The sequence below is a fragment of the Streptomyces sp. TSRI0281 genome (genome assembly GCF_001905125.1).
Lineage (GTDB): Bacteria > Actinomycetota > Actinomycetes > Streptomycetales > Streptomycetaceae > Streptomyces.
In genome coordinates, this window is sequence record NZ_LWLE01000019.1 from 68,790 (window position 1) to 84,385 (window position 15,596).

Here is a 15,596-nt window from a genome sequence, read left to right on the forward strand (position 1 = left end):
TCTCGTGCCACCGCTGAAATTTCACTACGCTTTCCCCTTCCGGGCGCGCCGACCGGGGTGCGCCGCGCAGTCATCCAGGGGATGCGATGCAGGCTGAGAACCGACTTCCGTACGGGGCGGATGTGCGGACACCGAGCGTCGCTCGGATGTACGACCACCTACTGGACGGCAAGGACAACTTCGCGGCCGACCGTGACGCGTGCGACGACCTCTTACGCCAGGTGCCGAGCATGAAGGTGCTCGCGCTGAACAATCGCGCGTTCCTGCGGCGGGTGGTGCGTGTCATCGCCAAGGACTACGGCATCCGCCAGTTCATCGATCATGGGTCCGGTCTCCCCACGCAGGACAATGTGCACGAGATCGCGCAGCGCGTCACGCCCGCCTCGCGGGTCGTGTACGTCGATACCGATCCGATCGTGCGGACCGTGGGCGGTGCCTTGCTGGGAACCAATGAGCGGACCGCGGTGCTGCAGGCCGACATGCGGAACACGGAGGCGATCTTCGAGAGCGAGCCGGTGACGCGGCTGATCGACTTCGGTGAGCCGGTCGCCGCGCTTTTCGTCTCGGTCCTGCACTGCATCCCCGACAGGGACCGGCCGCTGGAACTCATCCGCAGGGTGAAGAGCCGACTGGCGAGCGGCAGCATCATGGTCATCTGCCAGCTGGTCAGCGAAAGCCCGGAGATCCGTGACGGAGTCTCGGAGTTCATGGACCGCGAGACCCATGGGAACTGGGGCCGAGTGAGGACGCGGGCCGATGTCGACGCGTACTTCCGGGAGAACGAAATCGACGTTCTGGAGCCCGGACTCGTGGAAGTTTCCCGGTGGCGGCCGGCCGCCACCGCGGATGCCCCGCCGCAGAGCAGTTTCGAGTGGGAGGAGTTCGGCGGGGCAGGGTTGGTCCGCTGACCTCCCCGAGGGTGTTCAGGACCGGGTGACGGCCAGCTCGTCGAGCCGGTCCTCCAGCTGGGTGAGGGTCTGCTCGGCGGGGTAGGACATGCAGGAGAGGCTGAAGATCCGCGACTGGTACCGCTCGGCCTCACCCTCGCCCTCGACGCACCGGGCGCTCTCGCTCTGCTCAAGGTAGACGAAGTCGGACAACAGTCTGTCGGCGAACCGCAGATGCACGATCGGGTGTCCCACGGCCCCGGTCATCCCCATGGACAACGGGGCGATGTGTAGACCGATGCGGTGCCGCAGGTCGCTCTTGAGCAGAGCAACCAGGTGCTCGATCTGCCGGTACATCACTCCGGGGCTGCCTACCGGGCGCCGCAGCACGTCCTCGTCCATGACCGCCACCAGCGCGGGCGGGTCCTGATCACGCAGGAACATCTTCAGCCTGGTGACCCGGGCCGCGGCGCGATCCTCGATCTCCCTCTGCGACGCGTCGGGGAAACCGGCACGCATCACCAGCTGGGCGTACTCGGGTGTCTGCAACCAGCCCGGAACCAGCTGCGGTTCGTAGGACATGATCCGCTGCGCCGCCGGCTCCAGTGCGAGCAGCGGCTGCACCCAGCGGGCGATGGAGCCGCCGAACGGCTCCCAGACGTCAGGGCGCTCTCCCTGCGCCGCGATGGACAGCGCATGGGAGAACTCCCGCTGATCGGTGATCCCGCACAGCCCGAGCAGTGCGGTGGCATGACGGCCCGCGTGTTCCGTGCGCTCGCCCCTCTCCAGCCGGCTCACCGTCGGGGCCGACGTGCCGATCTGCCTGGCCGCGTACTTTCCGGTGAGGTTGGCGTTGATGCGGCACCGCCTGAGGTGTTCACCCAGGGCTCTGCGATGAGCCGCCGCACCCAGGTGAGGGCGCGGTGCGAATCCGCGTATGGAAAGGGTCTCCGCGTGCTGGCCGGTCATGGCGATACCTCCCCGGGCACCGATCACTGGGGCGCCAGTATGGCAGTGCCGGCCCCGGGGAATCACCCATTGGCCATTACTTGACGCCCCGTCTAGAGGGCGAAGTCGAAATCACCGTCCTTCACGCCGAGGAGAAACGCCTGCATCTCCGCAGGCGTGTAGACCAGGGCGGGCCCCGCCGGGAAACGGGAGTTCCTCATCGCGATTTCTCCCCCCTCCAGACGGGCTACTTCTACACAGTTCCCTCCGGCATTGCTCCGGACGCTCTTGTGCCACACCACGCCCAGGATCGCTTCCGCACTCACACCGTTGACCTGCTTCATCGCGCTCACTCCAGTTCCTTTATCCGCCCCGCCACAAACGCTCCCCGTCTCCGAAAGGGAAAATGCGTGCGACCGGGCGTGCTGAAATTTCAGCTGTACATGCAGAACGAGCATCACGGCGCCAGGTAGCGGGACAAAATGCGGAGAGCGTGCCGCACACGCTCACGACGGGGAGGCACCCATGCCGCAGACGCACAACCAGCAGCGCACCGCACAGATCCGCGACCCCGACAGCAGGAGCCGCGGCCCACAGGACCTGACCGCCCACCTCAGCCTCGGGGCGCCCCCGTTCGCCGCGTACCGGATCGGGGAAACAACGTCCTGTCTCCGGGACGCCAGAAGATTCACTTCCGACGTCCTACGCCGCTGGGGCCTCGAAGCGGTACGCGAAGACGCCGTGCAGGTCGCCTCCGAACTCGTCGCCAACGCAGTGCGCCATGGCCGCCGCACTCCCCCGCCCGGAGCGAGTACTCCCGTCGTCTGGCTCGCCCTCACCCGACGCCCGCACACCCTGCTCTGCGTCGTCTACGACCCCAGCGACCACCGCCCACGCCTCATGCCGCCCGCTCCCCTGGCCGAACATCACCGCGGGCTACCGATCGTCAACGCCCTCAGCGACGACTGGGGCTGGAAACCCGCAGGTGAATCCGGCAAAGCCGTGTGGGCCCGGCTGTCCCTGCCCACCTGAGCAGGGGCGGAAGAAACAACCAGGGCATCTCCGGCCCACCACCCGTGCCGCCTGGCAGTTGGCACGCCCGATAACTCTCATGACCTCGCGACGGAGTCGGCCGCACCAAGATCTCGGCGCCGATGTAGCCCAAAGCCCCTGGCCAAGAGCTGTCCCGTAAACGTCGGCCGGGTCACGACCGGTGTGAACGGGATACCCGCGAGACTCCGGCAGCGCAACTGTGGCAGCCTGCGGACATGCCATGGGAGCTGCGAGAACATGCAGGCCGTTACTACGCCGTCCTGTTCCACTACGCCTTGCCTGACGACGCCTGGTCCGTGGAGCTCAGCGAGGCCAGGGGGGCCGAGAACCCCGACGCCGTGGTGACCCACCTGCCCGGCGCTGCTGTCCTGAGGGCGCTCGTCCCGGATGAGGACCCGAATCTGGAACCGACCGTCCGGATCCACAGCCCCGACGAGCACGTCGTCCCCTACGAGATCATGCGGTGGTTCATGGAGCAGGTGGCCGACCAGGTCGAACGCTGCCGTATCGCCTTCGAGCGGGGAAGGCCTGAAGCAGTGGAATAATCACGCGGTGACCGGCGTGATCACGACCGCCATGCTGATTGCGGACGGCACGCGGGTGCCCACTCGTCACACCTGTGGCAGCGGAAGGAGCGCCCGCGGAAGGTGCACGCCACCCCTGACCCACACCCCGAGACGGCACGCCGCCTCCTGCCCACGGGGCCAAACCCGCAGACCATGGGCCACGAGGCGGCGGGCGTCGTCGACGAACTCGGCGAGGGCACCCAGGACGTGGTCGTCGGCGATCGTGTGTCTGGATCAGCAGTAGGGCCCTTGATTGGTGAGCGCGGTCGCCACGCGGGTCCACACGCTGAACAGCCGGTAGAGGTCGGGCAGAGTGCCGTCGGCCTGGATCGTGCGGCTGTCGACCGAGGTGACGCCGGGGATCCCCAGCAAGGTGGAGGCGACCGAGGTCGACTGCCAGCGGACGGCAAGCGTGGCCGTACGGTGGGCCGTTGCAGCAGCGTCGGTAGCCCGGCTGGTCAGGCTGTGGGCTGCCGCCTGCTCGATGGCTCGGCGCGCCTCGCCGATCGGGCGTAGTTCGGCGGCGAAGCGATCGTGCGCGTACTTCACGGCGACAGTGGTCACTCCGGAATCCCAATCGGTCATCTCGGCGCAGGCGGCGTCGTCGCCGGACAGCATCACGACCGGAACCCCCAGTGCGGTGGCGGTGGCGTGAGCCAGTCCAATCTCGCCGACAGGCCGCCCGTCCAGCCACATGTCCTCGATCTCGTGCCCCATGAAGCTATGGCTCATCACCCCATGGGCGCCGGCACGGGCGTGGAAGCCGATACAGATCACCGCGTCGTAGGAATCGTCAAGGCCTTCCAGCATGCCCATGACCTTGGGCCGACCGCGGATCAGGCGGACGGCAGGATGCAGGGTCTCTGGGAGCAGGTTGCGCATCGGACCGTGTGCATCGTTGACCGTGACCTCGGTGGCTCCAGCTGTCATGGCGCCACGGACAGCCGCGTTGACGTCTTCCGTCATCATCACGCGGCCGTTTTCGTAGTCCCTGCCGCCAGGCTGAACATCCTCGGCGTCCACGAGTCCCGTGACGCCCTCCATGTCGGCGCTGATGTAGATCCGCATGCTGCCACTCCCCAAGAGATGATCATCTGAAGGACGTAGGAAGCCTAACCGCCCGTTCCTGCCCATGCTTCGAGCTGCGCCCCGCTCGGGGTCAGGAGCGTCACGGCAGAGGAGCGGCTCGTCCGACATGACCGCACCCAGCACGGCTTCCGCGACCAAGCTGCACCTCGCGGTCGAGCAGGGGCAGAATCCCCTGCCCCTCGTGATCACCGCCAGGCTATGTTCCCCGCTATGGACCCGCTGACGTTCGACTACGCGAACCTTCATCTCCGTGTGGACCGGGGGGTGTTCGAGCTGTTCAATCTGGACAGCTCCGAGAGCACGTTCCGGGTTCCCCTGCACTGGCTCGGGATGTTGGTGCACTACAAGAAGCCGGACAAGCCCGGTGAGTTGTTCTTCGGCGTCGTGCGCGATCCGCATGCCGCGCTCTACGGTACGGACCGGCTCGCTTTCAGGTACCGCTACTCCCCTGCGGCCCGGGTGCCGCCAGGGGACGAGCCCTTGTTCCGCGCGTACTTCACTCAAGTGGCCATGCTCGCCGACCGGCGAGTTGCCTGACGTGGAACCAAAGGACTTCGCGCATGACCGCTTCGATCTGCGGGTCGATCACGGAGTCTTCGAGCTGCTCCGGCCCGACGGTGTCATCAGGCCGTACCGGGCCCCGCTGAGCCGGGTGAAGGCGCGTACCGAGGCACGCAGGGGTGGCTTGACCCGGCTGCGCCTCGAATGCACCGAGCGGTTCGGCGAACCGATCTGCGGGTGCACCACGCGTTCCGGGCCTCTGCACGTCACCGTCGAGATCCCGACCGCCGATAGTCCGCTCCACCAGCCGTACTTCACCGCACTCCCCCACCTGTCCGACCGCCTCATGGCCCTGCCCTGTGGCAGGAAGGCCGGTGCCGCGCCCTCCCCACCGGCTGTTCGGCCGCTCTCTGACGCGTCCCCGCCCGGAAACTGGTTTCGTTCTTCCGGAAGGGTGGTGCTGGAGCGAGGTCGACGGGACCATGGGGCAGCGGGCGGTATCCCCAGGGCACGAAACGTGCGGTGGGGTACGGGGGCGAACTTGAGGTGGGGCCATGCGTAGCTATGCCAGTGTGTTGGTCGGCAAACTGGGTTTCGCCACGATCTGTTGCTTTCCGGTCCCCCTCGCCCTCCTCGTGGGATATGCCGCCTGGGATGAGGGGGAGGACTGGGCCTGGATCGCACTCGTCATCGGACTGGTCGGCTCCGCCTTGATCCCTGTCATGGCCCTCAAAGACGCGAGGAAACAGTTCCCACGGATCACGCACCGGGACCGGGTTGAGCACGAGAACGTCTCCTACGGGGACGACACCTTCGTGATGTGGGCGCCACGGTCCGAACACGGTTCGGCGCAGGCGCGGTTGGCGCGGGCGGACGTCCTGGAGGCGTCACTCGTGCGATACAACCCCGATAACGAGGCGACCTACACGACCTGCTTCGGCGACTTCACCCCCAACGAGTTCACGCCGCTGATCAGGCTGAAGCTGCGGGTGCATGACTCCGAGGAGGCCGAAGGTGTCGACGAGGCCGCCGGGTTCGAGATCACGGACGAGTGGCGGGTACCGTCCCTGTGTCTTTCGGCCGTCACGGCGGGCCGCCTGACCGTCCTCGTCGACCCTGCCGCCGCCGGCACCCCGGCCGATCCGAAGGCTCTCGGGAAGATCACGCCTCTTTGGCCCCGCAGCGCCCTGATGGCGGGCACGCGAACCAGCCGGATGATCGACCTTGAAGGCCGGTGGACCGATGCCACCCGGCGCCCGGATTGGCTGTTGCGACAGATGCGGATCGCGCGGGAAGCCGGAGGTGTCGAAATGGCCGGCGACACGATCGACCTCCGGCGCCTGGACGCGCACACGGCAGCGCGTTACACCGCCTTGATCGCCCGGGACCGCGACTTCCCCGAGGACCGGGCGCCGGTGACCGAGCCGGGCGAGGAGTTCCGGTGGATCGTGGACAGCCTCCCGGGCGAGCCGGCAGCGTTCGGTTCCGTCAGCCGACGGTGGTCGCGCCGCGGAGGCGTTCTGGTGCGTGCCCGGTTCCTGCAGATGAGCGCCACACACACCTTCCAGGTCCACGGCCCGGTCCTCGACACGGTGCTGCGCATCCGTCCCGAGGACGGGACACCCCCGTTCGACGCCGCCCGGCGGCTGACGGTGCCGATGGACTACCTCTCGGTCCTGCACCGCACCAGGGAGGTCGTCCTCTACGCCGACCCGAACGGCAGGTCGTACGTCGTCGACTGGGCCCGCACCAACCTCCTCGCCGGCACCACCGCGGCCAAGGCCATCGCCCCCGACGGCCAGGAACTCCCTGTTGCGGGACGCCCTGACGTGATCTGGGCCCTGATGAACCTGCTGGCATCCCACGGCCTCTCGAACCCGACTCCTGTCCTGGACCTCCGCGAGCGCAGGATGAGCGCGGTGGCGGGGAAGATGATGGAGGTGGTGCGGGGCGGTGGGACGCGGGTGAACGCAGCCCGGCTCTAGGCGGGTACCGGCGAGCCGCCCCCGCCGACACCCGGCCGGACTCGGGAAACGACTCGTCGTCGATCACCCACACCTCCGGGGACTCGCCACTACCCGGTCTCGCTCACACGTCTCTGCGTTGCACGACGGCAATGGCGATGACCGCCGCGACCAGGGACCAGGCACCGCATACGATCCAGGCTTCGGCGACCGATACCGGGTACATGCCCACGTTGTAGTCACGCTCGGGATTCCGGACCAGCGCTTGCCACGCGGTGAGAGGCATCGCGTTGCCGATCTCCTTGACCCACCGGTAGGTCTCGCCCTGGAAGAGCGTCGGCAACAACAGAAGCACGCCGACGACCGTGACGACGGTGCCCGCGGCGTGCCGGATGAGGGCGCCGAGCGCCATGCCGACGAGGGCGCACAGAGGGGCGAGCAGCGCGGAGGCGGCGACGGCACGTACTGCCCCGGGGTCGCTGAGAGACATGCCGCGGTGGTCGCGGAGGATCGCCTGGGTCACACCGAAGGAGGCGCCCGCGACGACGGCGCCGAGGACGAACATGACCGCGGCCAGGACGGACATCTTGGCCGCCATCAGCGAACGGCGCGCGGGGACGGCGGCGAAAGTCGTACGGATCAGCCCGCTGGTGTACTCGCCGAAGACCGCGATGGCGCCGACGACCATGAGGAGCTGCCAGGCCGGTTCGACGAAGGCGGTCGACAGCGGATCGAACAGCATCTGGGGCAGCTCGGGGAGTCCGGGCGGCGGGGCGGGCGGCAGTTCGGGCTGATGTGCCAGCCGGTCCACATTGGACCGGGCGGAGTTCACGTTGATCCCGATGACCACCAGAGCGCCGCTTCCGAGAACCCAGAAGGTGGAGCGCAGCGACCACAGTTTGATCCACTCGGCTACAAGAAGGTCGCGGAACCTGGCACGGGAATCGACGGTGGTGGCGCACACCGTCGGCTCCGACGTCGTCCGTGTGGTCATCGTGCTTCTCCTGAGCCGTACTCGACGCTGTCGGCGGTGAGTTCCATGAACGCTTCCTCCAATGAGGCGGACCGAGGGGTGAGCTCGTACAGCAGGACGCGATGGTGGAGGGCGAGTTCGCCGATACGTTTCGCTCCCGGACCGGTCACCGTGCACGAGCCGTCGTCCTCGTGGTGGACACTCGCTCCTTCCTCCGCGAGGGCGGACATGAGACCGGCGGCATCGGGCGTACGGACGGTCACACTCGGCCGGGCGCCACGCGCAGCGAACTCCTCCAGGCTCTCCGCGGCGATCAGCTCGCCCCGGCCGATGACGATCAACTGCTGGGCGGTGTACTCCATCTCGCGCATCAGGTGGCTGGAGACCAGCACGGTCCGGCCCTCGGCGGCCAGCCGGCGGAAGAGACCGCGCACCCACAGCACGCCGTCCGGGTCCAGTCCGTTGAGCGGCTCGTCGAAGAGCAGTACGGGCGGGTCGCCGAGCAGAGCGACCGCGATGCCCAGCCGCTGCTTCATCCCCAGCGAGAAGCCTCCGATGCGACGCCGCGCGGCATCGGCCAGCCCCACCTCCTCCAGGACCTCGTCCACCCGGCGCCGGGGCAGCCCGTTGCTGTGCGCCAGGGCCGACAGATGCGCCCGCGCGGTGCGTCCGCCGTGCACGTCATGGGCGTCGAGCAACGCCCCGACGTGCCGCAGCCCGCGCGGGAGTCCCCGGAACAGCTGCCCGTTGACGACGACGGTGCCACTGGTGGGCGAGTTCAGGCCGAGGATCATCCGCAGGGTGGTGGACTTGCCGGCGCCGTTCGGTCCGAGGAACCCGGTGACGCGGCCGGGGCGGACGGTGAAGGTCAGGCCGCCGACCGCCTTGGTGTGGCCATATCTCTTCGTCAGTTCATTGACTTCGATCACCCGGCCACGCTGTCGCAGGCCGTGCCCGCGCGGCATCGGTCCGCGGGCCACATTCTCAGGATCCCGTACAGCCCTGGGGCGTACGCCTGCGGGCCGATGCTCCGGCACGGCCCCGCGCCTATGATCGCGGCATGAGCGCCTCACCCCGCGCCCCGCTCCCGCGGCGCACGCGACCGGCCGCGACGCGGGCACTGGCCTGGTGCGGGGCTCTCGCCTATCCGAACCTGCTGTACGTTGCGGTGCTCAACGAGCACGAACCCACCGGCACGCGGCTGCTCCTGCCGACCGCGCTCGCGGTCCTGACCGTCCCCCTGCTGCGCAGTCGACCACTGCCGGCCCTGGTGCTGATCCTGGCCGGTTCGTTCGCCGCGACGGCGACAGCGGCCTCGAAACTGGCAGCCTTCCCCTTCTCGTCGCCGGGACCCGCGTGGCAGATCGGCTTTGTGCAGGCTCTGGTGACCGATCTCGCCGTCGCCCGGATCGCCGCCACCCGGAAACGTAGGACCGGGCTCGTCGGCGCAGTCGCGGCCCTTGCCGTGCAGATCGCCGCCGCCTGCCACTACCGGACCGGGGTGGACGGCTTGGTCTCGGCTGTCGTCGTCCTCGTCCTGATGCTCGCCCTCGCCTGGATGAGCGGCTACCTCGTCCAGGAGCGCCGCGAGCACGCCGACACGATGCGGGCGCAGGCCGCGGTACAGGCGGTCACCGCCGAGCGGCTACGGATCGCCCGCGAACTGCACGACATGGTCGCGCACAGCATCGGCATCATCGCCATCCAGGCCGGCACCGGCCGCAGGGTCATCGCCACCCAGCCGGAGGAGGCGCGCAACTCTCTGGCCATCATCGAGACCACCAGCAGGGACACCCTGGCCGGACTGCGGCGCATGTTAGGGGCTCTCCGCAAGGCAGAACCGGAGGGGGCGCTATCGATCCCGGCGCCGGACCTGACGGGCATCGACGAGTTGGTCGCGACCACGAAGGACGGCGGTGTCCTGGCCGGCGTCGAGTGGCGGGGAGAGCGGCGCCCGCTGCCGGCGGACGTCGAACTGTCCGCCTTCCGCATCATCCAGGAGGGGGTCACCAACGTCGTTCGCCACGCGGGTACGGACGAGTGCCGTGTGCTCATCGACTATCAGGAGGACGGACTGTTCATCGAGATCACCGACGACGGACGCCGTCCCGTAGCCGCGGGCAGCGGATACGGCATCATCGGGATGCGCGAGCGAGCCGCCCTGCTGCACGGTCAGTTCACCGCCGGGCCCCGGCCCGAAGGCGGCTTCCGCGTGGCGGCACGGCTTCCGGCACCGGCGGGGATGCGATGACGTATCCCCCCGTCCGTGTCGTGCTCGTCGACGACCAGCCGCTGGTGCGCGCCGGGCTGCGCGTACTCATCGCGGACAGCACCGGTCTTGAGATCGTCGGGGAGGCCGGTACGGGCGCCGAGGCGGTCCAGCTGGCCCTGGACGCCCGGCCCGACGTCGTGCTCATGGACATCCGTATGCCCGGCATGAACGGCATCGAGGCGACCCGACTGATCACAGCAGGCCCGAGCACGGCACGGGTCCTCGTCCTCACCACCTTCGACGACGACGAATGCGTCTACGGCGCACTGCGCGCGGGGGCGAGCGGATTCCTCGTCAAGGACATGGACATGGACGACATCCTCGCCGCGATCCGTGTGGTCGCCGCCGGTGAGGCCCTGATCGCGCCGAGCGTGACTCGCCGCCTGATCGAGGAGTTCGCGGCCCGCCCCGAACCCGTGGCCGCTCCCCCGCACGTGGCGCCCGAGAGCATCACCGGCCGGGAACGTGAGGTGCTCACCCTCGTCGGACGCGGGCTGTCCAACGACGAGATCGCCGCCCAGCTCTTCATCAGCCCGGCCACGGCCAAGGCTCACGTGAGACGACTGCTCGCCAAGCTGACTGCCCGTGACCGGGTGCAACTGGTCATCATGGCCTATGAGCTGGGCTTGGTATCCCCGTCGCGCTGAGCCTGCTCACTCGCGGCGCCCCACGCCACGGAACCGGTCGCCGTCTCCGCCGACCCCGAGCGGGAATGCTCGCCCTGAGTCGGCTGGCCTGTTCGGTACCGCGTAGGCGACGCCCGGGGCGCCGAGTACGGACGGAACAACGGTCATGACATCGCTCGTGGACAGAGGCCCGTCTGCTGTTGCGACGTCCATGGTTCCGGCAGCCGCAACAGCAGCGGCGATGGTCTTCTCGCATGCGCCGAGCAGCCCCCAGTGCCCCCGCCCGGATCGGCCGTTGGCCCGTCCGGCCGGTCGGGGGTCGTGGCAGCTCTTCGGCTCGGCTGTCTACGGCTCGGCCTGCTGTTCCAGGCGCTGAACGGCACGGGCGGCCCGGCCCGCGACCCGGCGTGCCTCCCGCAGGGCGTGCTCCGCCGCCGACACCGCCGTACCGGCCTCCGCCACGACCGCCCCGGCCGCGGACTCGGCCTTCCGGGCCTCCCCCAACTCGTGCTCCGCCCGGCGGACCCGGTCGGCGGCCTCCTCGGCATGGCTTCCGGCGGCTGCCTGCCTGTCGCGGGCCTCGCCGAGCTCCTGCCCGCGCCGGCCGACCTCCGCGTCGGCCTCCTCCGCCTCTGTACGCGCACGCCCGAGATCGCGCATCCGCCGCTCCGACGCCCGCCCCTGCTCCTTCCCCGGCTCCGGCTCCTTCCGCGGCGTCGGCCCCTCGGCCGGAGCCGGGCGGGTGGGCACCGTGCCAGGAGTGACGTCGGCAAATCCGACCGCGGCCTCGGGTACCTTCACGAGCCGGCCCCTCGACCACTGCTCGGCGACGCCCGGGTGGGCGAGCACACCGTGGAGGGTCTGCTCGATCTCGTGCAGCACCGGGTCACTCACGGGCTGCCCGGCTGTGCGGGCCAGGTCGGCGGCCGTACGGGCCAGAGCGGTCACGAGCTGATGCTGCTGCCGGCTCGCCACCCGCAACTGCCTGGCATCGAGCGCTCGATGGGCCTCCCGCAGGCTCTCTCTCCCAACTCCAGAAAGCGCTCCGCCTCCTGCGGCTGCTGACGGGCCAGAAGGTTGGCGGCCCACGCCGCGAGCACCGGCCGACGCAACGCGGCGATCGCCTTCGCCCCGGCCGCGTCCTCCGCCTTCCGCGCCTCAGCGACGTACGCGTCCCGCGCGGCCAGGAACTCGGCCGGCTTCAGCCCGTACAGCTCCCCAGCGATCTCCTCGACATCCACACCCACCACAGTGCACCGACCGCACACGGCGCATATCGCCGCACCCACCACGCCTCCGCCGGATGCCCGCCGCGATCACCCACCCGAGGTGCCGCAGGCGAGTCGTCCCCTCCGTTCCGGCGGGTGAAAACATCAACGAGCGACCGGACTCTGCGACGTGGCAGTTCCATGTGCTCGGCCAAGTCCGGGTCGGCTGCGGTGCCGACGGGATTCGAACCCGCGGACAGATGGGAGCAGGCCCGCCCCGTCTCCGTCATTCGCCGTGGGGGGACCTCGCCCACGGCGATCGCCATGGGCCGCTCTGCCACGGCACCGCAACCTGCGGGGATGCGCGCAACCCCGCTCGGACCAAAGGTAGAGGCATCGTTCCCTGCGGGTGAGGAATATCAGAGACGGGGGGTCAGCTCGGCTGGTCGCCGATGTACCGGTAGATCTCGGCGCCGCTGTTGATGTGCCACACGGTGCCGTCGGCGCCTGCGGCGATGTCGGTGGCGGAGCCGGGGATCTTGATCCACGGGTTGCCGCCGCTGGCGTCATTGTTGGTGTACCGGTAGATACTGCCGGCGGGATCGACGCCCCAGACGTTCGTCCGCGAGCCCACCGCGATGCGCTTGAGGCTGCCGTTGACGTTCTTCCACGGGTTCGTGCTGTCCTGGTCACCGGTATAGCGGAAGACCTGGTTCCCGCCGTTCACACCCCACACGGTGCCGTCCGCGCCCGCGCCGATGTCAGTCAGCGCTCCGGGGATCTTGATCCACGGGTTGGCGTCGTGGTTCGTGTACCGGTAGATGGCACTGGCGGAGTCCACCCCCCACACGTTTGTCCGGGAGCCCGCGTCGATGCGGACGAGGCTCCCGTTGATGCCCACCCACGGGTTCGACGCGACCTGGTCTCCGGTGTACCGGTAGATCTGGTTGCCCCCGTTCACACCCCACACGGTGCCGTCGGCACCCGCGCCGATGTCGCTCAGGCCCCCGGGAATGTTGATCCAGGGGTTGGCGTCGTAGTTGGTGTACCGGTAGATGGCACTCGCCGCGTTCACACCCCACACCGTCGTCCTGGACCCCGCCGAGATGGCCGTGAGACTGCCTGCGACCTTCACCCAATCCGCCATGCCGATCACCTTTCACCGAAGCGACACTGGCGGCCATCCTCGACGATTGGATGAGCAGATGAAGCGGGTGAATGCTTGATCCATTGTCAAACAAGCCAGTAAATCAATGTTTCGGTCCCTGTCGCCTTGCAGGGCGGGGGCAGACGCGGCTCTTCCAAAAACATTTCGGCTGGAAGCACTGTCCCGCCCAGGTGGGATCGACAAGAGTGCCGGTTCATGCCTCCAACCGGTGCCCGGATCCGAATCCGGCCACGACAACCCCGGCCCCGACCCCGACCCCGACCCCGACGAGCATCTCGTCCTGCTGGTCGAGTCCACCGGCAAACACCTCGTGATTCACCGAGGCCGATCTGCCGGTGAGTGTGCTGCTTCCAGCAGGAGTGGTGGCCGATGCTCGGAGTCGCCGGCTGAAGTGCAGGCTGAGAGGTTCATCGGCCGCTGGGAGTAGGTCCCGCGCCTGATCCGTGCTTCGCGCCTGCTGGCTAGGGTCTGTACATATGCAGAACACGGAGATGGTTCATCGTCAGACGCCGGAACGTAGGCGCGCCGCGCTGGAACGGCTCGTTACGGAGCGCGATGTCTGGGTGTCGACAGCTCACCCCGATCACGGGCCGCACCAGGTGCCGCTGTGGTTCGTATGGGACGGGCGAGCGGTATGGATGTGCACCAGTGCGACTTCCGTGACTGCGCGGAACGTCGGCGCGGAGCCGCGTGTGCGACTGGCGCTACCGGACACCTTCGATGTGGTGCTGCTCCAGGGTGAAGCGGAGCGGTTCCCCAGCCAGGAGGTGCCCGGTGACGCGGCGGAGGCGTTCGCCGACAAGTTCGGGTGGGACCCGCGAACGGAGGAGGGCCCCTTTCTGTATGTGCGCGTGGTTCCGAAGACTGTGCGCGCTTGGCGCGGCGAACCGGAGCTACGCGGCAGAGTCATCATGCGGGACGGGGCGTGGCTGGGATAGCGACCATCCAATTCTCCGCCCGGTCACCGGAACGCTGATGAAGCGCCGTGGTGGGGAGGTGTATCCGGTTGCTCTGACCCCTCCAGGCACGATGAAGCCGGCCCTGTCGCGGGATCGACGGGTTGACTCGCCGGGCGGCGGTGGGTGGCGTGGCTGTCGGCGCCCGAGCACACCACCGGCAAACGACCGGAGGCCTGTTCAACAACCACGCTCACAACCAGGCGGTGCGGCGGTATCCCTAGTGATCTGGTTGTGAGTTGGTTCGGCACCTCGTGAGTCGTTTCTCGTACCAACTTTGCGGGTTTGGCTGACGGGCATTGCCCAGCTCCGGTGTGCTGTGGATTGTGGGTGACAGCAGGGCTGGAGCCGCTGGTCCTGAGTGAGGCCGAGCGGCAGGTGTTGAACAAGTGGGTCAAGCGCCGCACGACCGCCCAAGGACTCGCCCTGCGGGCGAGGATCGTGCTGGCATGTGCGGAGGGCGGGCCGAACCTGGCGGTGGCAGCGCGGCTGGGTGTGAACCGGGGCACCGTCGCCAAGTGGCGGGCCCGGTTCCTGCGGGACCGGCTGGACGGTCTCGCGGACGAGCCGCGGCCCGGGGTGCCGCGGACGATCGCCGATGCCCAGGTGGAAGAGGTGGTGGTCCGCACACTCGAAGAGACACCCGTGGGCGGGACGCACTGGTCGAAGCGGGAGCCGGCCAAGGTGGTGGGGATCTCGCCGGCGAGTGTGCTGCGAATCTGGCATGCCTTCGGGCTGCAGCCGTGGCGGACTGAGACCTTCAAGATCTCGCCGGACCCGTTCCTGATCGACAAGATCCGTGACGTCATCGGCCTCTACCTCGCCCCGCCGACGAACGCGGCGGTGTTCGCGGTGGACGAGAAGCCGCAGATCCAGGCGCTGGAGCGGACCGCGCCGGTACTGCCCATGATCCCGGGAGTGCCCGAGCGCAGGAGTTTCGACTACGTCCGCCATGGCACCGTCGACCTGTTCGCCGCGTTGAACACCGCGACGGGCAAGGTGATCACGAAACTGTCCGCCCAGCACCGGGCCGTGGACTTCCATGACTTCCTCGGCGAGATCGACCACCAGACCGACCCCGGCCTGGCGGTCCACGTGATCTGCGACAACTGTGAGGATCGTGATGTGCCGCAGGGGGCCGGAGCCTGACCCGTGCGACAACTGGCCGCAGCTGCCTTGGAGTGGAACTGTCGGCCCCGGCCTCCTGCGTACGTACTGCCGCCGGCCCGGTGAACGTGTCCCGATAGGGGCTTTGCTGCACAAAGCACCGTCACAGTTCTGACCGCCCACCGGACCGGTGTCAGCCGCCAGCCCCAGTCCAAGGAGCCTCGTGACCGTCACCAGCATGCCCCAGCCGACGCTGCCCGCGCAGCAGGTCCCTGGGG

At 68.7% G+C, this 15,596-nt stretch carries 17 protein-coding genes, 1 tRNA gene and 1 pseudogene; 10 read left to right on the forward strand and 9 right to left on the reverse strand.

All coding sequences use genetic code 11. The features are described 5' to 3' along the window. Positions 1-86 precede the first annotated feature (86 nt). Positions 87-908 (forward strand): SAM-dependent methyltransferase, encoded by an 822-nt coding sequence (locus A6A29_RS24160; protein WP_073722741.1) that lies wholly within the window; start codon positions 87-89, stop codon positions 906-908. Positions 909-923: 15 nt separating this feature from the next. On the opposite strand, the gene A6A29_RS24165 is transcribed toward A6A29_RS24160, so the two are convergent. Both A6A29_RS24165 and A6A29_RS24170 read right to left on the reverse strand, forming a co-directional pair. Continuing rightward, positions 924-1,856 carry a helix-turn-helix domain-containing protein gene (locus tag A6A29_RS24165; RefSeq protein WP_073722742.1) on the reverse strand — a complete coding sequence of 311 codons (933 nt, stop codon included), beginning with the start codon at positions 1,854-1,856 and terminating at the stop codon, positions 924-926. Between the two features lie 92 nt (positions 1,857-1,948). Then, positions 1,949-2,179 carry a DUF397 domain-containing protein gene (locus tag A6A29_RS24170; protein WP_073722766.1) on the reverse strand — a complete coding sequence of 77 codons (231 nt, stop codon included), beginning with the start codon at positions 2,177-2,179 and terminating at the stop codon, positions 1,949-1,951. A gap of 181 nt (positions 2,180-2,360) precedes the next feature. On the opposite strand from A6A29_RS24170, the gene A6A29_RS24175 reads away from it, so the two are divergent. The 3 genes and pseudogenes from A6A29_RS24175 to A6A29_RS47605 form a co-directional block, all read left to right on the forward strand. Continuing rightward, a complete protein-coding gene (locus tag A6A29_RS24175; protein WP_073722743.1) occupies positions 2,361-2,867 on the forward strand; it encodes an ATP-binding protein in 507 nt (168 codons plus the stop codon). A gap of 236 nt (positions 2,868-3,103) precedes the next feature. Continuing rightward, entirely contained in the window at positions 3,104-3,433 is a 330-nt protein-coding gene (locus tag A6A29_RS24180; RefSeq protein ID WP_073722744.1) for a hypothetical protein, read from the forward strand. A 102-nt stretch (positions 3,434-3,535) separates the two neighbouring features. Beyond that, positions 3,536-3,694: pseudogene (locus tag A6A29_RS47605) on the forward strand (alcohol dehydrogenase catalytic domain-containing protein); the annotation flags it as partial. On the opposite strand, the gene A6A29_RS24190 reads toward A6A29_RS47605, so the two are convergent. Continuing rightward, positions 3,689-4,522: a M55 family metallopeptidase gene (locus A6A29_RS24190; RefSeq protein WP_073722745.1), complete on the reverse strand. Its 834-nt coding sequence runs from the start codon at positions 4,520-4,522 to the stop codon at positions 3,689-3,691. The pseudogene A6A29_RS47605 and the gene A6A29_RS24190 overlap by 6 nt on opposite strands. A 231-nt stretch (positions 4,523-4,753) precedes the next feature. On the opposite strand from A6A29_RS24190, the gene A6A29_RS24195 reads away from it, so the two are divergent. Further along, positions 4,754-5,080, forward strand: coding sequence for a hypothetical protein (locus tag A6A29_RS24195; RefSeq protein WP_143197067.1), 327 nt, complete (start codon positions 4,754-4,756; stop codon positions 5,078-5,080). Positions 5,081-5,598: 518 nt separating this feature from the next. Then, the gene (locus tag A6A29_RS24200) at positions 5,599-7,029 is read left to right on the forward strand and encodes a hypothetical protein (RefSeq protein WP_073722747.1); all 1,431 of its coding nucleotides are present in this window, start codon (positions 5,599-5,601) and stop codon (positions 7,027-7,029) included. Positions 7,030-7,132: 103 nt separating this feature from the next. Here the strand turns inward: A6A29_RS24200 and A6A29_RS24205 are convergent, their stop codons facing one another. Together A6A29_RS24205 and A6A29_RS24210 are read right to left on the reverse strand one after the other, a co-directional pair. Beyond that, positions 7,133-8,002 (reverse strand): ABC transporter permease, encoded by an 870-nt coding sequence (locus tag A6A29_RS24205; protein WP_073722748.1) that lies wholly within the window; start codon positions 8,000-8,002, stop codon positions 7,133-7,135. Continuing rightward, positions 7,999-8,910 carry an ABC transporter ATP-binding protein gene (locus tag A6A29_RS24210; protein ID WP_198953200.1) on the reverse strand — a complete coding sequence of 304 codons (912 nt, stop codon included), beginning with the start codon at positions 8,908-8,910 and terminating at the stop codon, positions 7,999-8,001. Before A6A29_RS24210 ends, A6A29_RS24205 begins: the two co-directional genes overlap by 4 nt. Before the next feature lie 131 nt (positions 8,911-9,041). Here A6A29_RS24210 and A6A29_RS24215 point away from each other — a divergent pair, with 131 nt between their 5' ends. Next, positions 9,042-10,232 (forward strand): sensor histidine kinase, encoded by a 1,191-nt coding sequence (locus tag A6A29_RS24215; protein WP_073722749.1) that lies wholly within the window; start codon positions 9,042-9,044, stop codon positions 10,230-10,232. Continuing rightward, on the forward strand, positions 10,229-10,900 hold the full coding sequence (locus tag A6A29_RS24220) for a response regulator (protein ID WP_073722750.1): 672 nt from the start codon (positions 10,229-10,231) through the stop codon (positions 10,898-10,900). Before A6A29_RS24215 ends, A6A29_RS24220 begins: the two co-directional genes overlap by 4 nt. A 324-nt stretch (positions 10,901-11,224) precedes the next feature. Here A6A29_RS24220 and A6A29_RS47610 read toward each other — a convergent pair whose 3' ends face one another. The 4 genes from A6A29_RS47610 to A6A29_RS24230 form a co-directional block, all read right to left on the reverse strand. Further along, a complete protein-coding gene (locus A6A29_RS47610) occupies positions 11,225-11,827 on the reverse strand; it encodes a hypothetical protein (RefSeq protein ID WP_143197068.1) in 603 nt (200 codons plus the stop codon). Further along, positions 11,824-12,120, reverse strand: coding sequence for a hypothetical protein (locus A6A29_RS43360; protein WP_079182991.1), 297 nt, complete (start codon positions 12,118-12,120; stop codon positions 11,824-11,826). The genes A6A29_RS47610 and A6A29_RS43360 overlap by 4 nt, the downstream gene beginning before the upstream one ends. Before the next feature lie 196 nt (positions 12,121-12,316). Then, positions 12,317-12,434, reverse strand: a tRNA-Gly gene (locus A6A29_RS45410). Between the two features lie 86 nt (positions 12,435-12,520). Next, positions 12,521-13,234: a tectonin domain-containing protein gene (locus A6A29_RS24230; RefSeq protein WP_073722770.1), complete on the reverse strand. Its 714-nt coding sequence runs from the start codon at positions 13,232-13,234 to the stop codon at positions 12,521-12,523. A gap of 497 nt (positions 13,235-13,731) precedes the next feature. Here A6A29_RS24230 and A6A29_RS24235 point away from each other — a divergent pair, with 497 nt between their 5' ends. Both A6A29_RS24235 and A6A29_RS24240 read left to right on the forward strand, forming a co-directional pair. Beyond that, entirely contained in the window at positions 13,732-14,193 is a 462-nt protein-coding gene (locus A6A29_RS24235) for a pyridoxamine 5'-phosphate oxidase family protein (RefSeq protein ID WP_073722751.1), read from the forward strand. 348 nt (positions 14,194-14,541) lie between these two features. Continuing rightward, on the forward strand, positions 14,542-15,360 hold the full coding sequence (locus A6A29_RS24240) for an IS630 family transposase (protein ID WP_241838634.1): 819 nt from the start codon (positions 14,542-14,544) through the stop codon (positions 15,358-15,360). Positions 15,361-15,596 lie beyond the last annotated feature (236 nt).

Bases quoted from the DNA above. Each gene is read 5' to 3' on its own strand.
- A6A29_RS24215 (WP_073722749.1), top strand. From the start codon at position 9,042: ATGAGCGCCTCACCCCGCGCCCCGCTCCCGCGGCGCACGCGACCGGCC.
- A6A29_RS24200 (WP_073722747.1), top strand. From the start codon at position 5,599: ATGCGTAGCTATGCCAGTGTGTTGGTCGGCAAACTGGGTTTCGCCACG.
- A6A29_RS24205 (WP_073722748.1), bottom strand. From the start codon at position 8,002: ATGACCACACGGACGACGTCGGAGCCGACGGTGTGCGCCACCACCGTC.
- A6A29_RS24180 (WP_073722744.1), top strand. From the start codon at position 3,104: ATGCCATGGGAGCTGCGAGAACATGCAGGCCGTTACTACGCCGTCCTG.
- A6A29_RS24195 (WP_143197067.1), top strand. From the start codon at position 4,754: ATGGACCCGCTGACGTTCGACTACGCGAACCTTCATCTCCGTGTGGAC.
- A6A29_RS24230 (WP_073722770.1), bottom strand. From the start codon at position 13,234: ATGGCGGATTGGGTGAAGGTCGCAGGCAGTCTCACGGCCATCTCGGCG.
- A6A29_RS24170 (WP_073722766.1), bottom strand. From the start codon at position 2,179: ATGAAGCAGGTCAACGGTGTGAGTGCGGAAGCGATCCTGGGCGTGGTG.
- A6A29_RS24220 (WP_073722750.1), top strand. From the start codon at position 10,229: ATGACGTATCCCCCCGTCCGTGTCGTGCTCGTCGACGACCAGCCGCTG.
- A6A29_RS24160 (WP_073722741.1), top strand. From the start codon at position 87: ATGCAGGCTGAGAACCGACTTCCGTACGGGGCGGATGTGCGGACACCG.
- A6A29_RS24165 (WP_073722742.1), bottom strand. From the start codon at position 1,856: ATGACCGGCCAGCACGCGGAGACCCTTTCCATACGCGGATTCGCACCG.
- A6A29_RS24175 (WP_073722743.1), top strand. From the start codon at position 2,361: ATGCCGCAGACGCACAACCAGCAGCGCACCGCACAGATCCGCGACCCC.
- A6A29_RS24190 (WP_073722745.1), bottom strand. From the start codon at position 4,522: ATGCGGATCTACATCAGCGCCGACATGGAGGGCGTCACGGGACTCGTG.
- A6A29_RS24235 (WP_073722751.1), top strand. From the start codon at position 13,732: ATGCAGAACACGGAGATGGTTCATCGTCAGACGCCGGAACGTAGGCGC.